This window comes from Rhizorhabdus argentea (assembly GCF_037861105.1).
GTDB classification, from domain to species: domain Bacteria; phylum Pseudomonadota; class Alphaproteobacteria; order Sphingomonadales; family Sphingomonadaceae; genus Rhizorhabdus; species Rhizorhabdus argentea.
This window is the reverse complement of record NZ_JBANFK010000017.1, coordinates 20,932-46,273: the sequence shown is the minus strand read 5'-3', so window position 1 is coordinate 46,273 and position 25,342 is coordinate 20,932. Positions and strand designations below refer to the sequence as shown.

Here is a 25,342-nt window from a genome sequence, read left to right as displayed (position 1 = left end):
TGTTACAATTGTTGACAGAATGCGACGGAATTCCCCTGTTAATGCAGCTGTGCACGTGTTGGCCAACCGGTTCCATTAACCACATGACCAAGATTTCAATTGACATTGTACAATATTATTGTACATCCGGCATCACCACTCAGGAGCTGCGATGACAGCATTTCAACCGGTCGGCCTCGCCCGTCGCGAGATCGTGGAGATCGACGCACTGCTGCGCGCCCTCTGCGATCTGCGCCACTGGTCGGCGAGTGCCGCTGCACGCAAGGCCTATCACGACGATCTGGGACGGCGGCGCTATGCGACGGCGGCGCGGCAGCGCGACGAAGCCTGGGTAAACAGCCTCGACGCCGCTTATCGACTGTTCGAGATAGACGCGATCCACGACAGCTGGATCGAAGCGGGCGGACGTCCCGCATAAGCTTACCACCCGCAGCACCTCATCCGCCAACTCCACCGGCAGATCAGCAGATCCGGGCGGGCAGAGGCCATGGCTTCGCGCCGGACGAGCCCGCAATTCGGACTTGGACCGGCTAGTTCGAGCACCCATAGCTCATTACGGTTGCGATATATCTTATGCCCCGGCCGTGATACAGCTTTGGCCCGACGACAACCGGGGGGAACAGTCGTGGATCGCTGCAGAATCGTGCCGATGCTTGCGCTGCTCATGCTGGCAAGTTGCGACGCTACAGTGAAGGTCGCGGGGGCGCTGGGCGATGGCACTCCCGTGTCTGGCTCGCTGACCCAATATAGTGACGGGGGTACGATCGAGCTATACGGCGCGCCTCGCATGCACTGCGTCGGCAGCTTCCGATATCGGCAGGCCAACAGGATTCCCGGCGGAGCGGGCACGCTGATCTGCGACGATCGCCGCTCCGGCCCGTTCCGCTTCGCGATGCGCGATATGAAGCATGGCAGCGGCACGGGAACATTAGGCGACCAACCCCTGGCCTTCAGCTTCTGATCCGGGCGAGCCGCCAGCGAGGCTCCCGAGACACTCGATCGGCGGCTTCCCGAAACCCCGCATGTGCCGGTTCAGCGCGTTGCGAGCATCACGCTCGTATCGCGGCCTGAGATCTCAATTTCCTACTTTATAGCGGGCCGTGCCATCACTGACCGTACGGCTCTGCATCTTGAACATCCAAGCCGGATATTCCTCGGGAAGCGCGCTGATCCTATCGAGCGTCTCCAGTTCATCGCTGCTCAGCGCAATTCCGGTAGAGGCGATGTTGTCCGCAAGCTGATCGGCCCGCTTGGCGCCCACTATGACGCTGGTCACGACCGGCTGGTGCAACAGCCAGGCAAGGGCGATCTGCGCCACTGACACGCCCTTCGCTTCGGCGATCGCTCGCATGGCATCGATGATCGCGTAGGCGCGGTCATGATCGACCGGCGGGAAGTCGAAGCCGGCACGGCGCGCCTCGCCCGGCACTTGCTCGCCACGCGCAAACTTTCCCGACAGCAGACCGCCTGCGAGCGGGCTCCACACCATCAGCCCCAGCCCTTCCGAGCGCATCATCGGTACGAGCTCACGCTCCAGGTCGCGGCTGGCGATGCTGTAATAGGCTTGCAGCGAAACGAAACTCGCTAGGTTCAGCCGTCCCGAAATACCGAGCGATTTCGTGATTTGCCACGCCGCCCAGTTCGAGACCCCGATATAGCGGACATGGCCATGGCGCACGAGCGTATCGAGCGCCTCCATCGTCTCCTCGATCGGCGTGGTGTCGTCCACGCCATGTACCTGGTAGAGATCGATATGATCGAGCTGCAGGCGTTTCAGGCTCGCCTTGACGGCTTCCATGATATGATAGCGGGAGAGGCCGCGCTGATTGGGGCCGGGCCCCATCGGGCCCATCACCTTGGTGGCGATAACCAGTTGATCGCGCGCCAGGCCCAGATTCCGGATCGCCCGGCCGACCATCTCCTCGGAGCGGCCTTCGCCATAGACATCGGCGGTATCGATGAAGTTGATTCCCGCGTCGAACGCCTGCCGCACCATCGCGTCGACATCGTCCTGCTGGAGGTTTCCGATCGAAGCCCACATTCCTTCGGTCCCACCGCCGAAGGTCATGGTACCGAGGCAGAGCTGGGAAACGAGCAGGCCGGTATTGCCGAGCTTGTTGTAGCGCATGGACATCTCTCCTTTCAGACTAGCAGTGGAAAGCCGCGATGCGGTCAACCGCGCCGCAGCGCGGTCACCTCTATTTCGACCTTCATCTCCGGCCGGACCAGACCGACCACCAGCGCGGTCGCCGCCGGCCTGATATCGCCGAACGCCTCCCCCAGCACCGGGCCGACATCTTCCCAATAGGCCGCGTCGGTGAAATAATAGGTGGCGCGCACCACATCCTCCATCACGAAGCCCGCACTTTCCAGAGCCTGCGATCACTCCCAGCGCATTGCGGGCCTGCTCCGCCGCACCCTCCGGCATGATCCGGGTTTCCGGGTCATAACCGGTCGTGCCCGCCACGAAAGCCCAGTCACCGTCCACCACGGCGCGGCTGTAGCCCACCTGCTTCTCGAACGGCGACCCCGAGGAAATCAGCGTACGCGGCATCAATTTTCGTTTCCATAACAAATCGATACCTTCTCGGCGGCGGTACGAGCCGCCTCCCGCGCTTCGTCCGCTGTGCCGTTGCGGGCGAGCGCCAGCGCAACACCCATCCGTCGGCTCGGTCGCGTCACCGGCTTGCCGAACAGCCGAACGTCGGTCTCGATCCCCCGCTGCGGCGCCAGCGCCTCGGCCAGGCCTTCGAACCGGAAGTCCGCGGCGGCGCGATCCGCAAGGATCACGGCCGAGGCGGCCGCGCCGAGGGTCTCGATGTGCGGGATCGGCAGTCCCAGGATCGCGCGGGCGTGGAGATCGAACTCGGTCAGGTTCTGCGAGATCAGCGTCACCATGCCGGTATCGTGGGGCCGCGGCGACAGCTCGGAAAAAATGACGGTCTCGCCGGCCACGAAGAACTCGACCCCGAACAGCCCGTAACCGCCCAGATTGTCGACCACCTTGCGCGCCATGTCCTGCGCGGCGGATAACGCGCCCGGCGACATCGGCGCCGGCTGCCAGCTCTCCTGATAGTCTCCACGCTCCTGCCTGTGGCCGATCGGATCGCAGAACAGCACGCCATCGCGGGTGCGGATCGTCAGCAGCGTGATCTCGTAATCGAATGCGATGAATGCCTCTACGATCACCCGCTGCCGGTCGCCGCGCATGCCGGCAACCGCGTAGTCCCAAGCGGCGTCCACCGCACCCGCGGCGGTAACGAGGCTCTGGCCCTTGCCCGACGACGACATCACCGGTTTGACGACGCAGGGGATTCCAACCTTGTCGACGGCCGCGCGCATATCGTCGAGGCTCTCCGCATAAACGAAGCGCGATGTGGTAAGCCCCAATTCGCTCGCTGCCACGTCGCGGATGCCGTCGCGGTTCATCGTCAGCATCGCCGCGCGCGCCGACGGCACGATCGAGAAGCCGCGATCTTCGAACGCCTTGAGCACTTCGGTGCGAATCGCCTCGACCTCGGGGACGACATGGTCCGGCCTGTGCTTCTCGATAACCGCGGCAAGAGCCTCTTCATCGAGCATCGAAAATATTTCGCACTCGTCTGCAAGCTGCATTGCCGGCGCTCCGGCGTAGGAATCGCATGCGATCACATGCGCGCCCAGCCGCTTGACGGCGATCACGAACTCGCGGCCCAGTTCGCCCGAGCCGAGCAGCAGGATCTTCGCGGTGGGGGTCATCCGGGCACCTCCTCGACGACGGCCGACAGACAGAAAAATGGCTGGCAGAATGGCGGCTTAACTGACCATAAGCTCACCCAGCTTCGCCTGATAGGCATCCGGCTTGAAGCCGACCAGCACCTGCCCCTCCGCTTCCAGCACCGGCCGCTTTATCATCGAAGGCTGCGCCTGCATCAACGCGATCGCCTTGGCCGCGTCGATATCGGCGCGATCGGCGTCGGGCAGCTTGCGGAAGGTCGTTCCTGCCCGGTTGAGCAATGTCTCCCAGCCGAGCTCGTTCACCCAGCCCTGCAGCTTCGCGCGATCGATGCCCAAAGCCTTGTAGTCATGGAAGTCATAGCCGAGGCCCCGCTCCTCCAGCCATGTGCGCGCCTTCTTGATCGTGTCGCAATTCTTGATGCCGTACATGATGATCGCCATCGTCCCGCGCCTCCCTACAGCACATATTTCGAGAGGTCGGTGTTCCGCGCGATCTCGCTCAGCTGCCCGTTAACATAGGCAGCATCGACGGTGAGCGTGCTGCCGTGGCGATCCTCGGCGTTGAAGCTGATCTCCTCGAGCAGCTTCTCCATCACCGTCGACAGCCGCCGCGCACCGATATTCTCGATCTGGCCGTTCACCTCGGCGGCGATCTTCGCGATGGCGGCGATGCCGTCCTCGGTGAAGCCGATCTCCACGCCTTCGGTGGCGATCAGCGCGCGATATTGCTCGGTCAGGCTCGCCCGCGTGTCGGACAGGATGCGGACGAAGTCGGCCTCGGTCAGCGCCTTGAGCTCCACGCGGATCGGCAGGCGGCCCTGCAGTTCGGGCAGCAGGTCGGACGGTTTCGCCACATGGAAGGCGCCCGAGGCGATGAACAATATGTGGTCGGTCTTGAGCGGCCCATATTTGGTCGCAACGGTGGTGCCCTCGATCAGCGGCAGAAGGTCGCGCTGCACGCCTTCGCGGCTCACCGATCCGCCGCGCACGTCGGACACGGCGATCTTGTCGATCTCGTCGAGGAAAACGATGCCGTTCTGCTCCGCATCCTGCAGCGCGACCCGGCTGACCTCGTCCTGGTCGAGCCGCTTGTCGGCCTCCTCGTCGACGAGCTTGGACCAGGCGCCGCGCACCGTCATCTTGCGGCGCTTGGTGCGGTTCTGGCCCATCGCCTTGCTCATCATGTCGCTCAGGTTGATCATGCCGACCTGGCCACCCATCCCCGGCAGCTCGAACGGTGTGCCGCCCGAATCCTCCACCTCGATCTCGATCTCCTTGTCGTCGAGCTGATGCTCCTCGAAGCGCTGGCGAAAGCTCAGGCGCGTCGCTTCGCTGGCGTCCTTGCCGACCAGCGCGTCGAGCAGGCGCGCCATCGCCGTTTCTTCGGCCTTGTCCTTGACCGCGGCGCGGCGTCGCTCTTTTTCGAGCCGCACGGCTTCTTCGACCAGGTCGCGGGCGATCTGCTCGACGTCGCGGCCGACATAGCCGACCTCGGTGAACTTGGTCGCCTCCACCTTCACGAAAGGCGCGTCGGCCAGCTTCGCCAGCCGCCGGCTGATCTCGGTCTTGCCGCATCCTGTCGGGCCGATCATCAGGATGTTCTTGGGGGTAACCTCGTCACGCAGCGCCTCGGGCAGACGCTGGCGGCGCCAGCGGTTGCGCAGCGCGACTGCGACCGCGCGCTTGGCGTCGGCCTGGCCGACGATATGCGCGTCCAGCGCGGTGACGATGGCTTTGGGTGTCAGCTTGTCGTTCATATCACTCTATGCTTTCGGCGCGCGGCAGGTCGCCGGCGCGTGCGGTGTAGGAGAAGGGGAAGTCAGGCGACGCTGTCGAGCGTCTCGATCGTCAGGCTATCGTTGGTGAAGACGCAGAGCTCGGCGGCGATCGCCATCGCCTTGCGGCTGAGCGTCTCGGCGTCCTGTTCATAGTCGACCAGCGCCCGCGCCGCCGACAGGGCAAAATTGCCGCCGGATCCGATCGCGGCGACCCCGCCGACAGGTTCGAGCACGTCGCCATTGCCGGTCAGGATCAACGTCACCTCCTTGTCGGCGACGATCATCATCGCTTCCAGGTTGCGCAGATATTTATCGGTGCGCCAGTCCTTGGCCAGTTCGACCGCGGATCGCAGCAATTGGCCGCCATGCTGCTCCAGCTTGCGCTCGAGCCGGTCGAACAGGGTGAAGGCGTCCGCGGTTGCGCCCGCGAAGCCGCCGATCACCGATCCGTCGCCGAGCTTGCGCACCTTGCGGGCATTGGGCTTCATCACCGTGTTGCCCATCGAGACCTGGCCGTCGCCAATCACGACCACCTTGCCGCCCTTGCGCACCGACAGGATCGTGGTGCCATGCCATTTTGGTAATTCGCTCATATTCGTCCTGATGCTTTGCCAGGCCGGATATGGGGTGCCCCTTACGGCTGCGCAATCACGATCAGCTCTTGCCCGCAAACATGAAGGCCGCGGCGCCGACGATGCAGGCGAATGCCCCGGCATGGCGCCAGCCGAGCGGCTCTTCCAGCACGACCACCGCGAAGATCGCGAACACCAGCAGCGTCACGATTTCCTGAGTGATCTTGAGCTGCCCGGCGCTCCAGCCGTGGAGATAGCCGATCCGGTTGGCGGGCACCGCGAAGCAATATTCGACGAGCGCGACTCCCCAGGAGGCGAGGATCACGATCCACAGCCGGGTGTCGGTGAATTTCAGATGGGCATACCAGGCGATCGTCATGAAGACGTTCGAACAGATCAGCAGAACGAGCGGGGTCAGCGTCATGGCCTTCGCCCTAACGCCGAACCCGGTCTCTGAAAATGATCAGGCGAGTTGCGGAAGCGGCACTATGGCCCGGCGACGGCGCAGCGCGTAGCCGACGAGGCCGAAGCCGCCGAGCATCATCAGCCAGGTGGCGGGCTCCGGCGCGGTCGAGACGGGGCCGCCGCCTGTTGACGAGACCAGCGCCCCGACGCCGATGCCGGAACTCGAGCCGTTGACCGTTGGATTGATCGACTGGTAGCGGCTTACGAAGCTGTCGAGCGACACCGACTGCATCACATTGGCGAAGGTCAGCGCGAACGTACCCGTTCCGGTCGCATTCCTGTTCACGCCGCCGCTGCCGCCGGTGCAATTGCCATTGCCGTCTGCCTCGAAGCAGATGTCGACAGTGCCGAAACCTTCGGGGAAATTATTGTTGAAGTTAGTGCTGGCGAAGGTGCCGGTCGAGCTGCCGGACGAGATATTCGGGTTGGTGTTGAACCCGAACGACGTCAGCCGCGACGAAACGCTCGAATCGTTCAGCATCGAATAGTTGAAATTATAGGTGAGCCCGTTGCCGCTGATGCCGGTGAAGGTGAAGCTCCCGAGTGAGCCGATCAGGTTCGTGCTCGAGCCGCCGGCCTGGCCGGCATAATCGACGACGAAATTATAGCCGGTATTCGCCGCATTGACGACGACCGCGGCGGATGCCGGAACGGCCATGCTGGCGAACATTGTCACGGCCGCAACCGCTGCCTTCACGCTACGCATCATAACACATGCCCCACACCACCATGGGCTCCCATCGCCAATGGTTTCGCGCTGACTAGCACATCGCCGTAACAAATACCATCCTTGCACCGCATGAGCCTGGCATATCCGGACAATAGTTTACGATCTTCCAACAACGTTCGCGGGCAACGGCTGTCATCGGGATCGAAGCCCCTTACGACCCGCTCGCGCTACCCGGCTCGTCGTCGAAAATTGTCGTTTCGTCCCAATATCATGATGAACCGCAGCCCTGCTCCAGCGTTTCGATCCCCGCTGGCCACGATGCCATGCGGCGCAGGGAGCGAAGAAGGTGGGCAAGATCGGATGGAGCCTCAAGGCAGCAGGAATAATCGCGCTCGCTGCGGCCGTCCCCGCTGGAGCGGCGGACCTGCCGTCGGTGCTGGCGGAGATCGATCAGCGATTCACCTGCCCCGAATTCCTGCCCGACGACGCCGCTCGCCGCGCCGACATGCTCGCCTTTTCCCGGGCGATCGCCTCGGTCGGTCCCAAGCGGCTGACATACCGCCAGGCCGCCTATATCCACGCCAGGATGCTCGAACGTCATCATTGCACGCCGGCCGGCGGCGCGATGGCGAGCGCAGCGCCGGCCAGCGACATCCCCACGCGCCCGGTTGCCGCCGCCGGGAATTGAACACGACTACCTGCTCTTTCCCGATCAACGCGCGCGCTTGCATCCACGCATAATTCGTCTATTCGACTATAATCGAATTATCGAATCGAGGCTTTGCATTCGTGCAGTTCCCTGACGCCGTGGAGGCGCTTTCCGCCCTGGCTCATGGCAGCCGCCTTGCCGTCTTTCGCCTGCTCGTCCGCGCGGGCCCGGACGGCGTCCCCGCCGGTGAGCTCGCCCGCGAAATCGGTGCGCTGCCCAACACCCTGTCGACCCACCTGACCATCCTCGGCCATGCCGGCCTGATCCGCTCGCGCCGCGAGGGCCGCTCGGTGATTTACGCCGCCGATTACGGAGGCATGCGGGCCCTGCTCGGCTTCCTGGTCGAGGATTGCTGCGACGGCCGGCCGGAAATCTGCGGGCCGGCGGCCGGACCCGCCTGCTCCCCCACCCACTGAAAGACATCAGTCAATGAGCGCCTCCTACAATGTGCTGTTCCTCTGCACAGGCAACAGCGCCCGCTCGATCCTCGCCGAGTGCATCATGAATCGGATCGGCGCGGGCAGGTTCACTGCATTTTCCGCAGGCTCCTTTCCGAAGGGCGAGGTGCACCCGCACGCGATCAGGCTGCTCAACGGCCTCGGTTACGAGACGGCCGGTCTCCGCTCCAAAAGCTGGGACGAGTTCGCCGGCAAAGGCGCGCCGCCCATCGATTTCATCATGACGGTCTGCGACAATGCCGCGGGCGAAGTCTGCCCGATCTGGCCGGGCAAGCCGATCCGCGCACATTGGGGGGTCGCCGATCCCGCCGCGGCAGAGGGCTCGGACTCCTTCGTCGCCCTCGCCTTCGCCGAGGCCTATCGCCAACTCTACAACCGCATCAGCCTTTTCGCCAGCCTTCCCGTCGATAGCCTCGATCGGTTGGCGATTCAGCGCCACATGGACGAGATCGGCGCCACGATCGACAAGCCCGCCACGGTATGAGCCTCGCGCGCCCGCTCGTCGCCGAGTTCACCGGCACCGCCCTGCTCCTCGCCATCGTCGTCGGCTCCGGCATCATGGGCGAGCGGCTGGCGGCCGGCAACGACGCCATAGCCCTGCTCGGCAACACCATCGCCACGGGTGCCGGGCTGACCGTGCTGATCCATATGTTCGGCCCGATCTCCGGCGCGCACTTCAATCCGGTCGTGACCTTGGCAATGCTGGTCCGGCGTCATATCGCAACCGGTGCCGCTATGGCCTTCGTCGCTGCACAGTTCGCCGGCGCCATCGGAGGCGTCTGGCTGGCGCATGCGATGTTCGCCGAGCCGCTGCTCCAGCTCTCAGCCAAGCTGCGCCCCGGCCCGGCTCAGGGCCTCTCGGAAGCCATCGCCACCTTCGGACTGATCGGGACGATCCTGTCCACCCAACGCAGTCGTCCCCAGGTTACGCCCGCGGCGGTGGGGCTCTATATCACCTCGGCCTATTGGTTCACTGCATCGACGTCCTTCGCCAACCCCGCCGTCACCATTGCCCGCAGCCTGTCGGACAGTTTTGCCGGCATCGCACCCGCCTCGGCACCGATGTTCGTGGCGGGGCAGATCGCCGGCGCGCTTGGCGGCATCGTCTTTTTCGGCTGGCTGATCGAAACCGAGTGACCCGTCACCAATAAGGTAGCGGCCCGTAGGCGCCATAATATTGGAAGATCTGCTCTTCATAGCCGCGATGGCTCGGGCCGCCGAGCGACACGAGTTCGTCGCGCCCATAATGCGGCGCCCCTTGCAGCGCTGCCCTGTCCAGCGGCACGACATAGCCGCCACGAGTTGGATCATAGTCGAGCATTGACCAGGGTATCGGATGGAATTTCTCCCCGATGCCCAGGAAGCCGCCGAACGACATGATGGCATAGATCACCCTGCCGCTCAGCCGCTCGATCGACAGGTCGTCGACATGGCCGATCGTCTCGCCGCTTTCATTGAAAACCGCAGCGCCTTCGACGCGGCTGCTCAAAATGAGCCGTTGGCTCGAATCGGGCCCGGCTTCGGGGATAGGCTCGTCCATGCTTCCATCCTCCTGCCGCCCACGCAGAGCGCTGATCGAGTGGCGGGCGACGTCGCGCTTTCCATAAACAAAACGAATCCCGGAACGTTCCAGCCGCGCCCTCCATAGCTTCCCGGCGCCGAATTTCGGTCGGGAAACGACCGGAACGCCCTCGTCTGCGCCGTGTTGTCAGCCGATCGACGAGGAGAGTTTTGATGGACTGGCTCGAACGCACGCTGGGCGGCGGCCTATGGGGCCTGGTGATAGTGGTGGGCCCGATCATCCTGCTGCTAGTCCTGGCCTGGGCCATGATGAACAACCGCCGCTCACGAGCGGAAAAGGACCTGACCGAGCGTTCCGTGCGCGAGCGGCGCGAGGAGAGCCGCCGGGCAGACGGGAGCGACCGGCGATAGTTCGGCTGCGTGAGAAAGCGATCCTGGCCGGTTCGGATCCCATTTTGCACCAAAATGGATCAAACGGCAGCTACCGCATTGCAAAGCTCGCAGCCATTGTTGGCCGGAGCAGCTATTCTCCTGGCTGCACTCCAACACCCACGACGGCACAGAGCGTGCCGTTCCACCGAACCGGTAGTGCAGCGCCATGAACGATAATCAGCAGGATCTCCTCGCACAGATCGTCCGGGAGGTTCTCGAAGCAAATCGTTCGAAGCTCGGGGCAAGTTACACTTCTTCGCCCGCGATCCGCGAAGCGCTGGTGACGATACTCGCGATGTCCGTCGAGGTTGGCAACAACAGGGCCGGTGCTGACGTCCGGGCTGCCGCCGAGCGTGCAGCATATCAGCTACGAGAGGACATCATTCCCTTTCTCGAATGAGTTTCGAAGCGATGCCGGCCGGCGCCGACCTCATTCCGGCCCTTGCTCTACGGAGAGACCGCTCTCACGGATGACGTAAGTGCATCTGCGGCCACCTTGGATGATGTGCTCTGCACGATGGATCGACACGGTGGGACCTAGCGCGGTTCTGAACATTTCCAGTTCCGCGCGGCAGAAACCGCCGCAAACTGTTGCAACCGGGCTGATCGGGCAATGGTTCTCGATGAGCAGAAATGACCCGTCGTCCTCCTCTCGCCAATCCGCCATATAGCCTTCTTTCGAGCGCAATGCGGCCAGCGCGGCTACCCGGTCGCGAAGCACCTTTCTGCAACCCAGCTCCTCTAGATAGCGGAGCTGCGTCTCACTCTCCCGAACGTTTATGATCATGTCGAGCGCCGACTCGCCCATGTGGGTGCGTATGATATCGAGCAACTGCTCTGTCAGGCTCGCGCACGTATCGGGAAACCGCGATTGCGCAGCTACGGTCAGGTCCCACAACTGTTGCGGCCGGCCAACACCTTTGGCTTCGCTCGTCGCGACGACGAGGTTCTGCTCAGCCAAACGCATGAGTTGCTGACGAGCCGCTTCACCGGTGATCCCAAGCTTCTTGCCGATCGCAGCAGATGAGAGGCGACCCTGCAATTTCAGGGCCATCAATATGCGGTCGCCGGCCGTACGCGTAGACCAGCCTGAATATTCCAACGTTGAACTTGACATATCTGACGAATTGTTTTTCAAAGTCATGGCTTGGAAAATAACAAAACTCCTTTGCCTGCGCAAGTGCGGCCCGAGAGTGCCAAAAGGGAATCGTGAACATGGATCTGAACTCCCCCGCGACATTGCAGTCCGTCGTCGGAACGCTTGCCGATGAGGTGGGAGCGTGACGGATTCGCTTCACGATATTTCTCCTCCGTTTCCCTCCTCGCAGCCGCAAGGTCGGACAATCGCGCTCACTATTATCGTTCTGGCGGCGATACTTGGCGGCCTGTTTCTTTGGCACACGCTGAAAAGCGGCCAAGGCCAAAGTTGGCAACAACAAGCCGTCCCGGTCGCTGCTGTGGCCGTTGCGCCTCGCGATGTGCCCTCATCGTTGAACGCGGTTGGCACGCTCACGGCGGTTCGCGAAGTAACGCTCTCGAGCGAGGTCGCGGGCCGGGTGTCGAACATCAACTTCGCGGCCGGCTCTAACGTGCGGACCGGGGCGCTTCTCGTACAGCTGTTCGATGGACCCGAGCGCGCCGATCGGGAGGCCGCGAAAGCCAGGGCGGCGTTCAGTGGAATACAGCTCACCCGCTCGGAGCAACTAGCCCCGACAGGTGCCGAACCGCGCGAATTGCTGCAACAGCGTCGAGCCGAGCGCGACCAGGCCACAGCTGCAGTTCGGCAAATAGATGCGCGCCTGATCCAGAAGCAGATCCGGGCGCCCTTCTCAGGAGAGATTGGCATCCGCCGCGTCAATTTGGGCCAGTTTATCAACCCTGGTGATCCCGTCGCGACGCTGACGGCGCTCGATTCGCTTTATGTCGAGTTCGCTCTTCCGCAACAGGAACTCGCGCGCGTGAAGCCGGGATCGATGGTTTCAGTCGCCAGCGATGCTTTTCCCGGCCGCACTTTTACCGCGCGCGTAAACGCCATCGAGCCTCAGATCGGCGAGGACACGCGCAATGTTACCGTGCAGGCACTCCTGCCAAATGCCGATCGCGCGCTGCGCCCTGGCATGTATGTGACGGCTGGACTGGCGCTTCCGCCGCAGCAAGGCGTTCTCGTCGTGCCGGCAACGGCCATCCAGACCGCGGCGCAGGGCGACAGCGTGATCGTCATCAGAGGTGAAAGCGCCCGCACCGGCGGCAAGGCAGAGATCGTGCCGGTCGAGACCGGCCGCCGCATCGGCAACGAAGTCGTGGTCGATAAGGGCCTCAGGCCCGGTGACGTCGTCGTGTCGGAAGGCCAGCTGCGCGTGCAACCTGGCGTCGAGGTCAAGGTCGTGCGCATCGTCCGGACAGGAGACCGCTGACATGGCGTTCACCGACCTCTTCATACGCCGGCCGATCCTCGCGATCGTCGTCAGCCTGCTGATCCTGCTCGTGGGCCTCAGCGCAACGTTCAGCCTGCCGATCCGCCAGTATCCCGGCATGCAAAGCGCGACGATCACGGTCAACACGTCGCTCCCCGGTGCCTCGCAAGAGGTGATGCAAGGCTTCGTCACCACGCCGATCTCTCAGGCGATCGCTACGGCGAACGGCATCGAATATCTCACCTCGACCTCGAGCCAGGGCAAAAGCCAGATCAGGGCCAAGCTGGTCCTCAACACAAATGCCGACCGCTCGATGACCGAGGTCCTCGCGAAGGTCCAGCAGGTCAAGTACCGGCTGCCTGCCGGGGCGACTGACCCGGTGATTTCGAAGATCACGGATGGCACGTCTCCCATCCAGTTCGTGGCCTTCGCCAGTGACAAGCTCTCATCGTCGCAGATGACCGACTTCGCGATGCGGGTCGCCCAGCCTCTTATTACCTCCGTTCCCGGCGTCGCTTCAGCACGGATCACCGGCGGTGCTCCGCTGGCGATGCGTATCTGGGTCGATCCGGTGAAACTCGCCGCGCGCGGCCTCACTGCGAACGACTTGGCGAATGCACTTCGGGCGAACAACGTCCAGGCGGCGCCGGGGCAGCTCAAAGGCGAAAACACCGCGATCAACATTACCGCAGGCACCGATCTGCGCGACGTCGATGCATTCCGCCAGATGGTGCTCAAGACGGGCCAGCATGATGTGGTGCGGATCGGTGACGTCGCGACCGTTGAGCTGGGCGGCCAAAACTATGATGGCAGCTTGCTCGCATCGGGCCACCCCGGCGTTACGATCGCCATCTCGCCCACTCCGGATGGCAACCCGCTGGAGATTGTGCGCGCGGTCAAGGCGATGCTCCCGGACATCCAGCGCGTTGCTCCCCCGAGCCTCAAGGTTTCGAGCGAGTTCGACGCGGCGCGGTTCGTCGACGCCTCCATCAAGCAGGTCCAGCATACGCTGATCGAGGCGATCCTCATCGTGATCTTCGTGATCTTCCTGTTTCTGGGCACGTTCAGGGCCGTCATCATCCCCGTGGTTACGATACCCTTGTCCCTGCTTGGCACGGCGGCGCTGATGCTGGCCTTTGGCTTTTCGCTCAACCTGCTAACGCTGCTCGCCATGGTGCTGGCGATCGGCCTCGTCGTCGACGACGCCATTGTCGTGGTGGAGAATATCCACCGCCACATCGAAGACGGCTTGGCGCCGCTGAACGCGGCATTGGTCGGCGCACGCGAAATTATCGGACCGGTGATCGCAATGACCATCACGCTTGCCGCCGTTTACGCGCCGATCGGTCTTATGGGGGGACTCACGGGGGCGTTGTTCCGCGAATTCGCTTTCACGCTCGCGGCGTCGGTGATCGTGTCGGGCGTCATCGCGCTCACCCTGTCACCGATGATGAGCGGCATGCTGCTCAAACCCAGGATGGCTGAGGGAAGACTTGCCCAGGCAGTCGAGAGCACCATGCACCGGGCCACCGAAGGCTATGTCCGGCTTCTCGACAAGACCTTGGCGGCACGCACGGCCGTGCTGATCGTCGGTGTCACGGTCCTCGTCACGATCGGGGTGCTGTTTGCTGGCTCCAAGAGCGAGTTGGCACCCCAGGAGGACATGGGATATGTGCTCGTCCAGACCAAGGCGCCGCAATATGCCAACGCCAGCTACACGGCGCGATTCAGCGCCGAAGTGGATAAAGTCTTTCACCAGTTCCCTGAATATTACGCCAGCTTCTTCGACATCGGCGGCAACAACAATGCCAATGGCGGCTTTGGTGGCATCGTGATGAAGGACTGGGCTGATCGAAGCCGCAATGGTGACCAGATTCAGGCGGAGCTTGCGGGCCGCACCGGCGCGATCACCGGCATCTACGCAACGGCCTTTCAGGACAGCCCGCTTCCCGCTGGAAGTGGTGGTCTGCCGGTCCAGATGGTGATCCGTTCGGCCGACGATTTCCCCCAAATCTATAAAACCGTTGAAGGAATCAAGGGTGCGGCGTGGGGCAGCGGCCTGTTTGCGTTCGTCGATACCGACCTCGCGTTCGACAGTCCGGAGGCGCATATCAGCATCGACCAGGCCAAGGCTGGTCGGATGGGCGTGACCATGGCCGAGATCGCCGACACGCTGGCCGTGCTGGTTGGCGAGAATTACGTCAACCGCTTCAACTGGCATGATCGCTCTTACGACGTCATCGCTCAGGTGCCGCAAGATAAGCGCATTACCCCGGATAGCCTTGGCGAGTTCTACGTGAAGACAGCGTCCGGCAAGCTGGTCTCGCTGTCCACTGTTGCCCATGTCGAGATCCGGCCGCAGCCCAATCAACTGCCGCAGTTCAATCAGATGAACTCGGCCACGCTCTCGGCAGTGCTGCTGCCCGGCGTGACGATGGGCCAGGCCGTAGACTTCCTGAAAAGCCAGCCCCTGCCGCCGGGGACCAGGGTCGACTGGCTGTCGAACAGCCGGCAATATGTGCACGAAGGCAACCAGCTTACGGTATCTTTCGCCTTCGCGCTGATCGTGATCTTCCTGGTGCTCGCCGCGCAGTTCGAGAGCTTCCGCGATCCGCTCGTGATCCTCGTGACTGTGCCGCTGGCGGTTTGCGGAGCGCTGATACCGCTCTATCTGGGCTTCGCTACCCTCAACATCTATACGCAAATCGGCCTCGTCACGCTCATCGGCCTCATCTCAAAGCATGGCATCCTCATGGTGGCATTCGCCAACGAGATGCAGCACAGGGAAGGCTGGGGCCGGGCGGAGGCGATCCGCCACGCGGCTGCGGTGCGCATGCGTCCCGTGCTCATGACAACCGCTGCCATGGTAGCGGGTCTCGTGCCGCTCCTGTTCGCCACCGGCGCAGGCGCGAACAGCCGCTTTGCGATCGGCATCGTTGTCGTGATGGGGATGCTGGTGGGCACCCTGTTCACCTTGTTCGTGCTGCCTACCTTCTACACGCTGCTCGCCGGCGACCATCGTCCCAAGCCGGACACCGAGCCAGGCAGCGAGTCCTCGCCCAAACACCAGCCCGCAGCCGAAAGAGAGCTGGCTCATGCGTAATTTCAAAATCCTCAGCTTGATCGCGCCGCTGCTTGCCTCCGCCTGCGCCGTCGGACCGAATTATGAACGGCCAAAGACCCCTATGGCGACCGCTCAGCCGTTCGTGACGAAGGGAGCCGGCTTCGATACAGTGGCACAACTGCCCGCCGATTGGTGGCGCCTTTACCGCGATCCCGCGTTGGATGCTCTGGTCGAGCGGGCCTTCGTCGCCAATACCGATCTGCGCGTCGCTGCCGCGAACCTCGCGCGCGCGCGCGCGGTGCTCGGTGAAGCTCGAACCGCGCGGCTGCCGTCCACCAACCTCAACGGCGGCATCACCTATGGCGATGGTGCCCAGGGGGCGGGACAATCGGGAATCCAAGGCAATTTAGGCGACCCCCAATGGTCGCAGTTCGGCGGGCTGTCGCTCGCGTGGGAGGTCGATCTGTTCGGCCGCGTCAGCCGCGCCATCACAGCCGCCCGGGCCGATGCCGAAGCGGTCGAAGCGGCGCGCGATGCGGTGCGGGTCACGGTCGCGGCCGAGACGACGCGCGCCTATGTCAATGCGTGCGCCTATGCCTATGCGATCGAGGTCGCGCGGCAGTCCTCCAACACCAGTAGCGACAATCTCAGGCTCATTACCGATCAGGAGCGGGCCGGATCGGTCGGCAAACTCGACGTGGAACGGGCTGGAGCTGCGGCGGCGACGGCGCGATCAGCGATCCCGGCCCTCGAGGGGCAGCGCGAGGTAGCGCTGTTTGAACTGGCTGCACTGATCGGCACCACGCCAGGCGATGTTCCCGAGGCTGCGCGGTCCTGTTCGCAGGCCCCGGAACCGGCGACCAATCTCCCGGTCGGGGACGGTGCCGCCCTGCTCCGTCGCCGCCCGGATCTACGCCAGGCGGAACGCCAACTCGCAGCGGATACGGCGCGAATTGGCGTTGCGACGGCCGACCTGTACCCCAAGGTCAGTCTGGGTGGATCGGGCAACTTCTTCCGCAACGATACCGTGAGGGGCGGAGACTCCTTCTCCTTCTCAATGGGTCCCCTCATCTCCTGGAGCTTTCCCAATATCGCCGTGGCGCGCGCGCGGATCCGCCAGGCGCAGGCGCAGGGTGATGCTTCGCTGGCGACGTTCGACGGACGCGTGCTCAATGCTCTCAAGGAAGTCGAGCAGGCTCTGACGATAGTCGCCACCGAGCAGGATCGGCTTCAGTGGCTGCGCGAGGCGCAGCTACGCGCCGGCGAGGCGCACAGGCTCGCCGATCTTCGTTACCGCGCGGGATCGATCGGCTATCTCGACGTGCTCCTTGCCCAAGCCGACATGCTTTCGGCCCGCAGCGCCTATGCCGGTTCCGTACAGCGGCTCGCGTCAGCCCGGGTGGACCTGTTCAAGGCGCTGGGCGGTGGATGGCAGCACAGTCAGGAAACGGAGCAGGCTCCGAGCCACTGAAAATCGGTTACATTGCAAGGGAGCATGTCACCTTCCTTGGTTTCGTCACCCGGCCATGTTAGTGCCCCTCATGGGGCTCGCACTAATACGTGACGCCAAATGGTTTGGGCGCTCTCGAGCCATCGGGTACGCGAAGATGTTCGCGTTGGCATATGTCCCCAACATAGTCCTGATCTTCATTACATCATCAGGTGTTCTGACCATCACTGGAGTGGAACGGGGCACCGATTTTTATAGCTTCTGGGCCGCCGCGAAAATCGCGGCAACCCAGGATGCAGCGGCAGCCTATGACGTCGCCGCCCAAGCCCGAGTCCAGGGCCTGGGAGAACATTATTATCCGTTCCTATATCCGCCCCAGTTGCTCGTGCTGATTTTTCCGCTTGGTCTGATGGCATATTCCTGGGCTTATCTTGCCTGGGCGGCCAGCACCTTCGCGGCCTATGTCCTGACCGCCAGGAAGCTCGTTGCCGGCGCGTTCTGGCCTATCCTCGCCTATCCGGCTGCTTTCATCAACCTCGCGGGCGGCCAGAGCGGGGCGCTGACCGCATCGCTTTTCTGTGGTGCCGCCTTGACCCTGGGCTCCCGTCCTTTCTTCGCGGGAATGTTCCTCGGCGGCTTCATCATCAAGCCTCACCTTGCCATATTGTTTCCCTTGGCGATGATCGCCGGACGGCGGTGGAAGGTTATTGCGGGGGCGATCACCTCGGCCAGCCTCCTGACGCTCCTGTCGCTGCTGATGTTCGGTCCGGGTGCATGGGAAGCATTCTTCTCCAACACCGCCGTTGCCCGATCAGTGACGGAGGACACTTCGACGCTTTGGCCCAAGATAATCAGCTTGTTCGGCCTGGTCAGGCTGACAGGCGGGTCGACCGAGGCTGCCTATGGGGCGCAACTGTTCGTCACATTGGTCTGCGGTGCTATCGTTTATCGGGTGTGGCGCGTAGCCGGCGATGACCGCGACGACACTGCGAAACTGTCAATTCTGGCGATATGCAGCGCACTCGCCACGCCCTACGCCTTCGATTACGACCTGGTGCTGCTGATCGTGCCGATGTGCTGGCTCGCGGCGGTCGGATCGCGCAATGGCTTCCCGCCGTGGTCCAAGGCTGTTCTGGCGACAGTCTATGTCTTGCCGTTTCTCTCCCGGGGCATGGCCGCCGCTGTCGGCATCACCCCCGCATGGTTCATATTGGTCGCGTTTCTTGCCGTCCTGCTGAGAGCGACAGGCTCAACCGCTCCTGACCACGCCGACGCTGCCTCCGCCGCAATCCCGCAACCCTAGCAAGCTATCCGGCGCGCGGGCTCATGCCCACCAGATGCGCGGTCGCAATCGCCGCCATGCAGATGGGTACGGCGTAGGGAATCGGACCACGGCGCTGCAGCGCGATCCAGCCACCGTCGGCGACGGCACGAACGGGGAGCATCCCGCGAACGACGAACAATGTGATCGCTGTCAGTCCGCCGATGATACCCACCGCCGGCAACCAGATGGCAAGCCCATGGAAATCGAGCCATAAAGCGACGGCAGCGAGCAGCTTTGCGTCACCCCCACCGATGATGCGCTTTGCGAAGAGCAGCCCGCCAACCAGCAGCACCGCAGTAAAGCCGGCCAGATTTTGCCAGACGTGCCAGGTCACGCCGTTCAATAACAGATGCAGGCCAAAGCAAGCGACGATGGCGAGCGGCAACAGGTTTGATACCTGCAGGCGTTTCATGTCATCCAGCGCAGCCACGACCAGGAGAAGATCGAAGATCAGGATGCTACTATGCGCAAGCGTCATCTCGTCGAGTCCCTTTCGACTGTCTCCAAATTGGCGGCTGCGAGGCGATAATAGGAAGCGTTCGCTTCGATGGCACGGGCAAGCAGCGCGCGCGCGGCTGGCAGATCGCCCTTCAGCCAGGCCGCATAGCCGGCGTTGTTAAGGCGACGCGCGGCATCATTGTCGTCGCCGGCGATGCCGACGGCACCAGGATAATCTCCGCCGAGCGCCATTGCGATCTCGTAGTTGGTCTGGATCTGCCCGTTGTTCGGTTCCAGCAAGCTGGCCTGCCGCAACGTGGCGGCCGCGTCGCCGAAGCGGCGCTGCAGCAGCAGAGAATAACCCTTGTTGTTCAATATCGCGGCATCGGCCGGTCGAAGTGCCAGCGCGTGGCGATAGGCGTCTTCGGCGTCGCTCCAGGCGCGGTTGGCGTCGGCGACGATGCCGAGGCCGTTCCAGGCTTGCCAGCTCGCCGGATCCTGCTCGACCGCAGCCGTGAAATAGCCGCGGGCGCGGCCAAACTGGTGAAGCCGCAAGGCTACGATGCCGGCGCCGGTGGCAGCGCGCGACGAGGGGCCAAGCGCAAGCAGGCGATTGAACCGATCAAGCGCCAGCGCATCCTCGCCCCGGGCGAGGTAATAGCGGCCCATCACCATGTCCACGCGCGGCCCCGACAGCGAAGCGAGGTTCGCCCGCGCGAGCATCAACCGCGCCTGGGTAAGCCGTCCCGCATCGACCGCAGATTCGATGGCATCCAGATCGACCTGCTCCTCGATGCCTGCCGGGATGGCCGCGGCCGACAACAGCACTGCTGCAGCGGTCGCGATGATGTGCCGGACCGCCATCATCATGACGCTTGCGCCGAGCGCAGGCGCTGGTCGAACGGCAATGCGTTGCGCCCGACGAACAGAATCATGTGCGGCGCTGTTGGCATGACGACGAGCCGCGACGGGAACGGCAGAACCCGCGCCAGCGCTACCGCGGCGAGCCGATCCCGGGGAGCGTGGAACATCACGCTCTCCATCGGACGGATGCGCGCATTGCCGATCGAGCCGCTATTCCAGCCCTTGGCTCCCAGGAACTTGCTCATCCGACGAGCCAGCCCGCGCCTGCCGACAGCGTTGAGCACGGTAACGGATACGGGTGGCGTCGCGGAGGCCTTGGCGACGGGCTGGATGGCGGGCGGCTCCAGCGCGATCTCGAGGGAGCCGTCGTGCGACTGGGCGAAGAAGGGCTGACCCGTGACGGCCAGGCGTGGCGCATCATCTGCGTCAACGGCCTCCCATCCGTTGCCGGCGCGCCTGGTGATCAGCGCGATCTCCCGAGTGGATATGCGCTCGAGACGCAGGCCGGCGGCGGGCGCAGCCGGCAGGGCGGCGTGAGCCACAGCGGCCGGCATCTTGCCCTTCGACGCCAGCGAGAGTGCAAGGTTGTGCAGGATGTCGGCATCACGCGGGGCCAGCGCCAGCGCCTGCTCATAATAATCCCGGCTGAGGTCGGTGCGACCGATCCGGTCATAAGCGACCGCGAGGCCGTTATAGGCGGCGGCCGATTGGGGTTCCGCCCGGATCGCCTTGCGGAAGCCATCGACCGCCAGCGCGAAATTTCCAAGCGCAAGCTGGCGTTTCGCGTCGGCATAGGCGTCGCTCTGCTGGGCCGGAGCGGCGACCGAGGCCGGCCTTACCTGGAGCGTGCCGAGCGATCGACCTCCGCTCGCGCAGGAGCACAGGGCCAACGTGGCTAACATTGTCGGAATTCTCACTATCCACCCCCAAGCGCGGGCATCATCGTCCGCATTATCCTGATCACCGCCGGCAGCATGAGCACACCGATTATTGCTGGCAGCATGCAGGCCACGAGCGGGATCGACAGCAGCACGGGCAGGCGGTGCGCCTTCTCCTCAGCCCGCATCTTCCGACGCTCGCGCATCGAGGTGGCGTAGACGCGCAGTGCCTGGCCGATGCTCACGCCAAACCGGTCCGTCTGGATGATCAGGCTCGCGAAGGACCGGAATTCCTCCAGCCCGGTGCGTTCGGCCATACGGTGCAGCGCCTGTTCGCGGCTGCGGCCGGCGCGCAGTTCCAGCGAGAGTCCCGCCAGCAGATCGGCCACCAGAGGATGCGAGCCAGTCATTTCCGAGCCAACGCGGTTGAACGCCGCCTCCAGCCCCAGGCCCGCCTCGACGCATACCAGCATCAGATCGAGCGCATCGGGAAAACCGTTCAATACGTCGCGCTGCCGGCGCGCGGCGCGCGCCTTGATCCAGAGATTCGGGAAATAGAGCCCGGCGAGCCCAAGCCCCGCGCCGATCAAGTAGAGCTTGACCAGCGAGGGTGCGCTGCCCGCTCCGTAGCTGAACAGGACAAAGGCTGTTGGCAGCGCGAGCGTCAGCACGAGCCGGATCAGCGTGAACAGCCGGGGGGCTGCGGGGTGCATATAGCCCGCCGCGATCAGCCGGTCGCGCAGGATCGCGCTCGTATCCGCTAAGGACACGCCACGCTTCTCGATTGCCTGCACGAGTTGGAGCCAGGCCGTTTCCGCGCCGAGCGAGCGCAGCGACTGTCCGGCGACCGCGTCATGGCCGCCACCTACCGCCAGTCGCTGCTTCACCGACCGGCGATAAGCCAGCCCGGAGGCGATCAGGAAGCTGGCAACCGCGACGCCGATGAAGACGAGCAACAGAACGACGCTGCGTGAAAAGCCTGCAAGTGCAATATCAAGGTCAATCATCGCATCAAACCTTCAAATCTACCATGCGGCGTATGGAATAAACTCCGATCGCATAAAGGCCGAGCAACATCCCGAAGCCCGGAAAGAACACGGGATCGTCCGCAACATCGAGATAGAATGCCGGATTACTCAGGAACACGAGAGCGAAGGTGAGCATCGGCAAGGCGGTGAGCATCATCCCGCTGATCCGACCTTCCGAGCTTAACGCACGCACCTTCAGCATCATGCTGGCGCGTTCGCGGATTACCATGCTCAGATTATCCAATATCTCTGCGAGATTGCCGCCGGTCTCGCGTTGCACGGACACGGACACGACGAACATCTTCATATCATCGACACCGCAACGATCCGCCATGTTCTGCAGCGCGTCGCGCAATTCCGAGCCGTAGGTGACCTCGTCGACGACGATTCCGAACTCGCTGCCGATCGGATCGGCCATGTCGGTGGTGAGGAGCTCGAGCGCGGCGGCAATCGGGTGGCCTGCGCGCAGGCTCCGCACGAAGATGTCCAACGCCATCGAAAACTGCTCGGTGAGGCGCCTGCGCCGCTTTTCGCGCTTGTGGCCGATCGCCATCAGCGGCAGGCCGATGCCAAGCGATGTGGCGAACAATATGATCAGCAGCAGGCCGCCCAGCGACATCGTCATGCCCGAGACGGCCGCGATGCCTGCGGAGACGACGAACAGCGCCGCCGTGGTGCCCGCGAGCAGCACTATCAGATTGGCGGACGATATCGTCATCCCAGCTTCGACGACCATCCGATCGATGCGTTCGGCGACCGCGCCAAGGGGACCGGACACCGGCAGCCTTGTCCGCACCTCGCGACGGATCCGGGCCATGACCTGATTGTGATCCATGCCCCGCTGGATCAACTGCAGCCGTCGGTTGATCGCGCGGCCTTCCTTGCGCGAACCCTGCACCCACCGGATCACGCCCTCGACGGCGAGCAGCGTCGCCGCGAAAATGAGGACGAGGACGAGCAGCCTGATCGAAGCCGGGGACATCAGCCGACCCTCTGGCCGGGGCGGAACAGCTCGCTGGAAAGCTCGAGCCCCCGCAAGCTGAGATCCTCGATGAACTTCGGCCGGATCCCGGTTGCCTCGAAATGGCCGAGCACCGTGCCGTCATCGTCCATGCCGGTTCGCTTGAAGCGAAAAATCTCCTGCATCATGATGACGTCGCCCTCCATGCCCGCAATCTCGCCAAGGCTCACCAGCCGCCGCCGCCCGTCCGACAGGCGTTCGACCTGGATAACGACATGGAGTGCGGACGCGATCTGTCCCCTCGCCGACCGGCTCGATATATCGAGGCCGCTCATGCCAACCATCTGCTCGAGGCGAGACAGTGCGTCGCGCGCGGTGTTGGCATGGACGGTGGTCATCGAGCCATCATGACCCGTGTTCATCGCCTGCAGCATATCGATCGCCTCGCCGGCACGGACTTCGCCGACGATGATCCGATCCGGCCGCATCCGCAGCGCATTCTTCACGAGATCGCGCTGGGCGACCTCGCCGCGCCCTTCGATATTCGGTGGACGGGTTTCAAGCCGCACGACGTGGTGCTGCTGCATCTGGAGCTCCGCCGAATCTTCGATCGTCACGATCCGCTCGCGATCGTCGATCGCCGCCGACATGGCGTTCAGCAGGGTCGTCTTGCCCGAGCCGGTGCCACCCGAGATCAGCACGTTGCGCCGTCCGGCGACGATCGCCGCCAGCACCCCGGCTATGGGCGCCGAAAGGCTTCCCAACTCGACCAGCTTGGCCATGTTGATCGGGGTCCTGGCGAATTTGCGGATCGACAGCAGCGATCCGTCGACGGCGAGCGGCGGCACGATCGCATTGACCCGCGAGCCATCCGCGAGGCGCGCATCCACCATCGGCGAGGACTCGTCCACGCGCCGCCCCACCGCCGAAACGATGCGAGAGATGATGCGCAGAAGATGCTTCTCGTCCTTGAAGCGAGCCCCGGTTTTTTCGAGCCGCCCGCCGCGCTCCACATAGACGTTGCGGTGGGTATTGACGAGAATATCGGTGATCGACGGATCCTTGAGCAGCGGCTCGAGCGGGCCGAGCCCGAGCAGTTCGTCGAGCAGATCCATCGTGAGCTGCTTACGCTCGATCGCATTCAGCGCGTATTGCTGCTCGGCCAGCAGCTCCTGCACGAGATCACCGATTTCCGCCTGGATCTGCTCGCGCGTCGCTATTTCGAGCGCGGACAGATTGATCACATCCAGCAGGCGTTCGTGCAGCTCGACCTTGAGGTCTGTCTGCCGATCGATCGGCATCACATCTTCGGCCTGCGCGACCGGCGAAAGCGGCCCAGTTGCGGGCTCTGCCGATCGCGTCGTTTTGAGTTGCCACAGCATGTTCAGCTCCCCCCGTGCAGATGTTTTGAGATTCCCGAGACGAGGATGCCGAGATCGCGGGTCACCCGATTTCGGGCCTTGATCTCGGAGAAACGCACCCCCTGATCGAGCGCCGCGCTCACCACGGCAAAATCATTCGCCACCGTATAGTCGATCGCTCGGCCGAGGACCTGGACGGCATCCTCTATCTTGAGCGCCCTGAAGAGGCCTTTTTCGAAGCGGTTGATGACGATCTGGATGTCGATATCGCTGGCCCCCTGCTGCATCAGCAGATTGAGCTGGCGGCGCGCCTGGCGCAGGCTCGGCACCGTAAGTTCGGTGACCAGCAGGACGAGATCCGAGCGCGCCGCAAGCGACAGCGACCAGTTCGTCCAGTTGCTCGGCAGATCGAGGAAAATGGTGGCATATTCGCGCGCGGCGATATCGACGAACTCGCAGATCTGATCGGTGTCGATCGTCTCGAGCGGCATCATGTCGCTCGGTGCAGCGATGATGTTGAGCCCGGAGGCGTGGCGTACCGTCACAGCATTGAGCAGCGCCCCGTCCACCCGCGCGCCGGCCGCGATGATGTCCTGGAGCGTCAGCTTCGGATTCTCGCCAAGATAAATCGCTCCGTCGCCGAACTGGATGTCCAGGTCGATGAAGCAGGCCGTGCGCCCCGTCTTCGCTTCCTGCTCGGCAAATAGGCAGGCGGTCTGGGTAGCGATGGCAGTAGCCCCTACACCGCCGACGCTCCCGATCACCGAGACGGTCTTGCCGTCGCTCTGCCTGTCGCCCCGCGCCGCATCCAGATCCTTTCGAAGCTGCGCGAGAAGTGCCGTCAGGTCGTCGGCCGCGAGTGGCAGCGCGATCACGTCTTTCGCCCCTTCGCGCAGCAGCGTGCGGATTTGCGCGAGCGATGGTTCGCGTATCGCAGCGACCACGAGCGGGCGCCTCGGCAACTGCGCCGCCGCGGCCAACCGCCGGACCGACGTCGCGGAATCAGGGGCGACCTCCAGCACGATCACGGCCGCCTCGCCAAAGATGTCGCGGTCGACCGGGGCCTGAATATCGCCCGCCGCCATCGAGACGGTGAAGCCGGCGATCTGCGGCTCCGGAAGAGCTGCTCGACGAACCTCCTCCAGCGACAGCAGGATAACGGCCTTCTCCCCAGGCAGAGAGCGAAGCCCGGAAGAAGAAAATCTGCCACCTTTCACATCCATAATGCCCACGCCAAT

At 63.6% G+C, this 25,342-nt stretch carries 29 protein-coding genes; 12 read left to right on the top strand and 17 right to left on the bottom strand.

Going from position 1 to position 25,342, the window contains the following annotated elements; translation table 11 throughout:
- The first annotated feature begins 151 nt into the window (after positions 1-151).
- Positions 152-418 (top strand): hypothetical protein, encoded by a 267-nt coding sequence (locus AAC645_RS15045; RefSeq protein ID WP_340317161.1) that lies wholly within the window; start codon positions 152-154, stop codon positions 416-418.
- 231 nt (positions 419-649) lie between these two features.
- Positions 650-961 (top strand): hypothetical protein, encoded by a 312-nt coding sequence (locus tag AAC645_RS15040; RefSeq protein ID WP_340317160.1) that lies wholly within the window; start codon positions 650-652, stop codon positions 959-961.
- A gap of 114 nt (positions 962-1,075) precedes the next feature.
- Here AAC645_RS15040 and AAC645_RS15035 read toward each other — a convergent pair whose 3' ends face one another.
- The 8 genes from AAC645_RS15035 to AAC645_RS15000 form a co-directional block, all read right to left on the bottom strand.
- On the bottom strand, positions 1,076-2,128 hold the full coding sequence (locus AAC645_RS15035; protein ID WP_340317159.1) for an aldo/keto reductase: 1,053 nt from the start codon (positions 2,126-2,128) through the stop codon (positions 1,076-1,078).
- Positions 2,129-2,172: 44 nt separating this feature from the next.
- Positions 2,173-2,352, bottom strand: coding sequence for a Rid family hydrolase (locus AAC645_RS15030; RefSeq protein WP_340317242.1), 180 nt, complete (start codon positions 2,350-2,352; stop codon positions 2,173-2,175).
- Between the two features lie 201 nt (positions 2,353-2,553).
- Complete coding sequence (gene purT / locus AAC645_RS15025) at positions 2,554-3,738, bottom strand: formate-dependent phosphoribosylglycinamide formyltransferase (RefSeq protein WP_340317158.1); 1,185 nt, start codon at positions 3,736-3,738, stop codon at positions 2,554-2,556.
- Between the two features lie 57 nt (positions 3,739-3,795).
- A complete protein-coding gene (locus tag AAC645_RS15020; protein WP_340317157.1) occupies positions 3,796-4,158 on the bottom strand; it encodes an ArsC family reductase in 363 nt (120 codons plus the stop codon).
- Positions 4,159-4,172: 14 nt separating this feature from the next.
- Positions 4,173-5,474, bottom strand: coding sequence for an ATP-dependent protease ATPase subunit HslU (hslU, locus tag AAC645_RS15015; RefSeq protein WP_340317155.1), 1,302 nt, complete (start codon positions 5,472-5,474; stop codon positions 4,173-4,175).
- 62 nt (positions 5,475-5,536) lie between these two features.
- Complete coding sequence (gene hslV / locus AAC645_RS15010; protein WP_340317154.1) at positions 5,537-6,088, bottom strand: ATP-dependent protease subunit HslV; 552 nt, start codon at positions 6,086-6,088, stop codon at positions 5,537-5,539.
- Positions 6,089-6,149: 61 nt separating this feature from the next.
- On the bottom strand, positions 6,150-6,485 hold the full coding sequence (locus AAC645_RS15005; RefSeq protein WP_340317240.1) for a DMT family protein: 336 nt from the start codon (positions 6,483-6,485) through the stop codon (positions 6,150-6,152).
- A gap of 45 nt (positions 6,486-6,530) precedes the next feature.
- Positions 6,531-7,238, bottom strand: coding sequence for a cistern family PEP-CTERM protein (locus AAC645_RS15000; RefSeq protein ID WP_340317238.1), 708 nt, complete (start codon positions 7,236-7,238; stop codon positions 6,531-6,533).
- Positions 7,239-7,548: 310 nt separating this feature from the next.
- Between AAC645_RS15000 and AAC645_RS14995 the strand changes: the two genes are divergently transcribed.
- From AAC645_RS14995 to AAC645_RS14980, 4 genes are all read left to right on the top strand, one after another.
- Positions 7,549-7,890 (top strand): hypothetical protein, encoded by a 342-nt coding sequence (locus AAC645_RS14995; protein WP_340317153.1) that lies wholly within the window; start codon positions 7,549-7,551, stop codon positions 7,888-7,890.
- Positions 7,891-7,991: 101 nt separating this feature from the next.
- Positions 7,992-8,327, top strand: a complete 336-nt coding sequence (locus AAC645_RS14990) for an ArsR/SmtB family transcription factor (RefSeq protein WP_340317152.1) — start codon at positions 7,992-7,994, stop codon at positions 8,325-8,327.
- 13 nt (positions 8,328-8,340) lie between these two features.
- Positions 8,341-8,853, top strand: coding sequence for an arsenate reductase ArsC (locus tag AAC645_RS14985; protein WP_340317151.1), 513 nt, complete (start codon positions 8,341-8,343; stop codon positions 8,851-8,853).
- Positions 8,850-9,506, top strand: a complete 657-nt coding sequence (locus tag AAC645_RS14980) for an MIP/aquaporin family protein (RefSeq protein ID WP_340317150.1) — start codon at positions 8,850-8,852, stop codon at positions 9,504-9,506. Before AAC645_RS14985 ends, AAC645_RS14980 begins: the two co-directional genes overlap by 4 nt.
- Positions 9,507-9,510: 4 nt before the next feature.
- On the opposite strand, the gene AAC645_RS14975 is transcribed toward AAC645_RS14980, so the two are convergent.
- Entirely contained in the window at positions 9,511-9,909 is a 399-nt protein-coding gene (locus tag AAC645_RS14975) for a PRC-barrel domain-containing protein (RefSeq protein WP_340317149.1), read from the bottom strand.
- A gap of 194 nt (positions 9,910-10,103) precedes the next feature.
- Here AAC645_RS14975 and AAC645_RS14970 point away from each other — a divergent pair, with 194 nt between their 5' ends.
- On the top strand, positions 10,104-10,301 hold the full coding sequence (locus tag AAC645_RS14970) for a hypothetical protein (protein WP_340317148.1): 198 nt from the start codon (positions 10,104-10,106) through the stop codon (positions 10,299-10,301).
- A 187-nt stretch (positions 10,302-10,488) separates the two neighbouring features.
- Positions 10,489-10,722 (top strand): hypothetical protein, encoded by a 234-nt coding sequence (locus AAC645_RS14965; RefSeq protein WP_340317147.1) that lies wholly within the window; start codon positions 10,489-10,491, stop codon positions 10,720-10,722.
- Between the two features lie 30 nt (positions 10,723-10,752).
- Here AAC645_RS14965 and AAC645_RS14960 read toward each other — a convergent pair whose 3' ends face one another.
- Positions 10,753-11,376 (bottom strand): helix-turn-helix transcriptional regulator, encoded by a 624-nt coding sequence (locus tag AAC645_RS14960; RefSeq protein ID WP_340317146.1) that lies wholly within the window; start codon positions 11,374-11,376, stop codon positions 10,753-10,755.
- Between the two features lie 226 nt (positions 11,377-11,602).
- Between AAC645_RS14960 and AAC645_RS14955 the strand changes: the two genes are divergently transcribed.
- The 4 genes from AAC645_RS14955 to AAC645_RS14940 are packed head-to-tail and all read left to right on the top strand — an operon-like array spanning position 11,603 to position 18,553.
- A complete protein-coding gene (locus tag AAC645_RS14955; RefSeq protein ID WP_340317145.1) occupies positions 11,603-12,736 on the top strand; it encodes an efflux RND transporter periplasmic adaptor subunit in 1,134 nt (377 codons plus the stop codon).
- A 1-nt stretch (position 12,737) separates the two neighbouring features.
- Complete coding sequence (locus AAC645_RS14950) at positions 12,738-15,839, top strand: efflux RND transporter permease subunit (protein ID WP_340317144.1); 3,102 nt, start codon at positions 12,738-12,740, stop codon at positions 15,837-15,839.
- Positions 15,832-17,271, top strand: a complete 1,440-nt coding sequence (locus AAC645_RS14945; RefSeq protein ID WP_340317143.1) for an efflux transporter outer membrane subunit — start codon at positions 15,832-15,834, stop codon at positions 17,269-17,271. The genes AAC645_RS14950 and AAC645_RS14945 overlap by 8 nt, the downstream gene beginning before the upstream one ends.
- Positions 17,225-18,553: a glycosyltransferase family 87 protein gene (locus tag AAC645_RS14940; RefSeq protein ID WP_340317142.1), complete on the top strand. Its 1,329-nt coding sequence runs from the start codon at positions 17,225-17,227 to the stop codon at positions 18,551-18,553. The genes AAC645_RS14945 and AAC645_RS14940 overlap by 47 nt, the downstream gene beginning before the upstream one ends.
- A gap of 4 nt (positions 18,554-18,557) precedes the next feature.
- On the opposite strand, the gene AAC645_RS14935 is transcribed toward AAC645_RS14940, so the two are convergent.
- Genes AAC645_RS14935 through AAC645_RS14905 form a run of 7 tightly spaced genes read right to left on the bottom strand, consistent with a single transcriptional unit; the run spans position 18,558 to position 25,336 of the window.
- Positions 18,558-19,052, bottom strand: coding sequence for an A24 family peptidase (locus tag AAC645_RS14935; RefSeq protein ID WP_340317141.1), 495 nt, complete (start codon positions 19,050-19,052; stop codon positions 18,558-18,560).
- Positions 19,049-19,882: a tetratricopeptide repeat protein gene (locus tag AAC645_RS14930; protein ID WP_340317140.1), complete on the bottom strand. Its 834-nt coding sequence runs from the start codon at positions 19,880-19,882 to the stop codon at positions 19,049-19,051. The genes AAC645_RS14935 and AAC645_RS14930 overlap by 4 nt, the downstream gene beginning before the upstream one ends.
- Positions 19,879-20,778, bottom strand: a complete 900-nt coding sequence (locus AAC645_RS14925; protein WP_340317139.1) for a LytR C-terminal domain-containing protein — start codon at positions 20,776-20,778, stop codon at positions 19,879-19,881. Before AAC645_RS14925 ends, AAC645_RS14930 begins: the two co-directional genes overlap by 4 nt.
- Positions 20,779-20,792: 14 nt before the next feature.
- Positions 20,793-21,761, bottom strand: a complete 969-nt coding sequence (locus AAC645_RS14920) for a type II secretion system F family protein (RefSeq protein WP_340317138.1) — start codon at positions 21,759-21,761, stop codon at positions 20,793-20,795.
- 4 nt (positions 21,762-21,765) lie between these two features.
- Entirely contained in the window at positions 21,766-22,764 is a 999-nt protein-coding gene (locus AAC645_RS14915) for a type II secretion system F family protein (protein WP_340317137.1), read from the bottom strand.
- The gene (locus AAC645_RS14910) at positions 22,764-24,122 is read right to left on the bottom strand and encodes a CpaF family protein (protein WP_422785840.1); all 1,359 of its coding nucleotides are present in this window, start codon (positions 24,120-24,122) and stop codon (positions 22,764-22,766) included. Before AAC645_RS14910 ends, AAC645_RS14915 begins: the two co-directional genes overlap by 1 nt.
- Positions 24,123-24,127: 5 nt before the next feature.
- Positions 24,128-25,336, bottom strand: a complete 1,209-nt coding sequence (locus AAC645_RS14905; protein ID WP_340317135.1) for an AAA family ATPase — start codon at positions 25,334-25,336, stop codon at positions 24,128-24,130.
- Between the last annotated feature and the right edge of the window lie 6 nt (positions 25,337-25,342).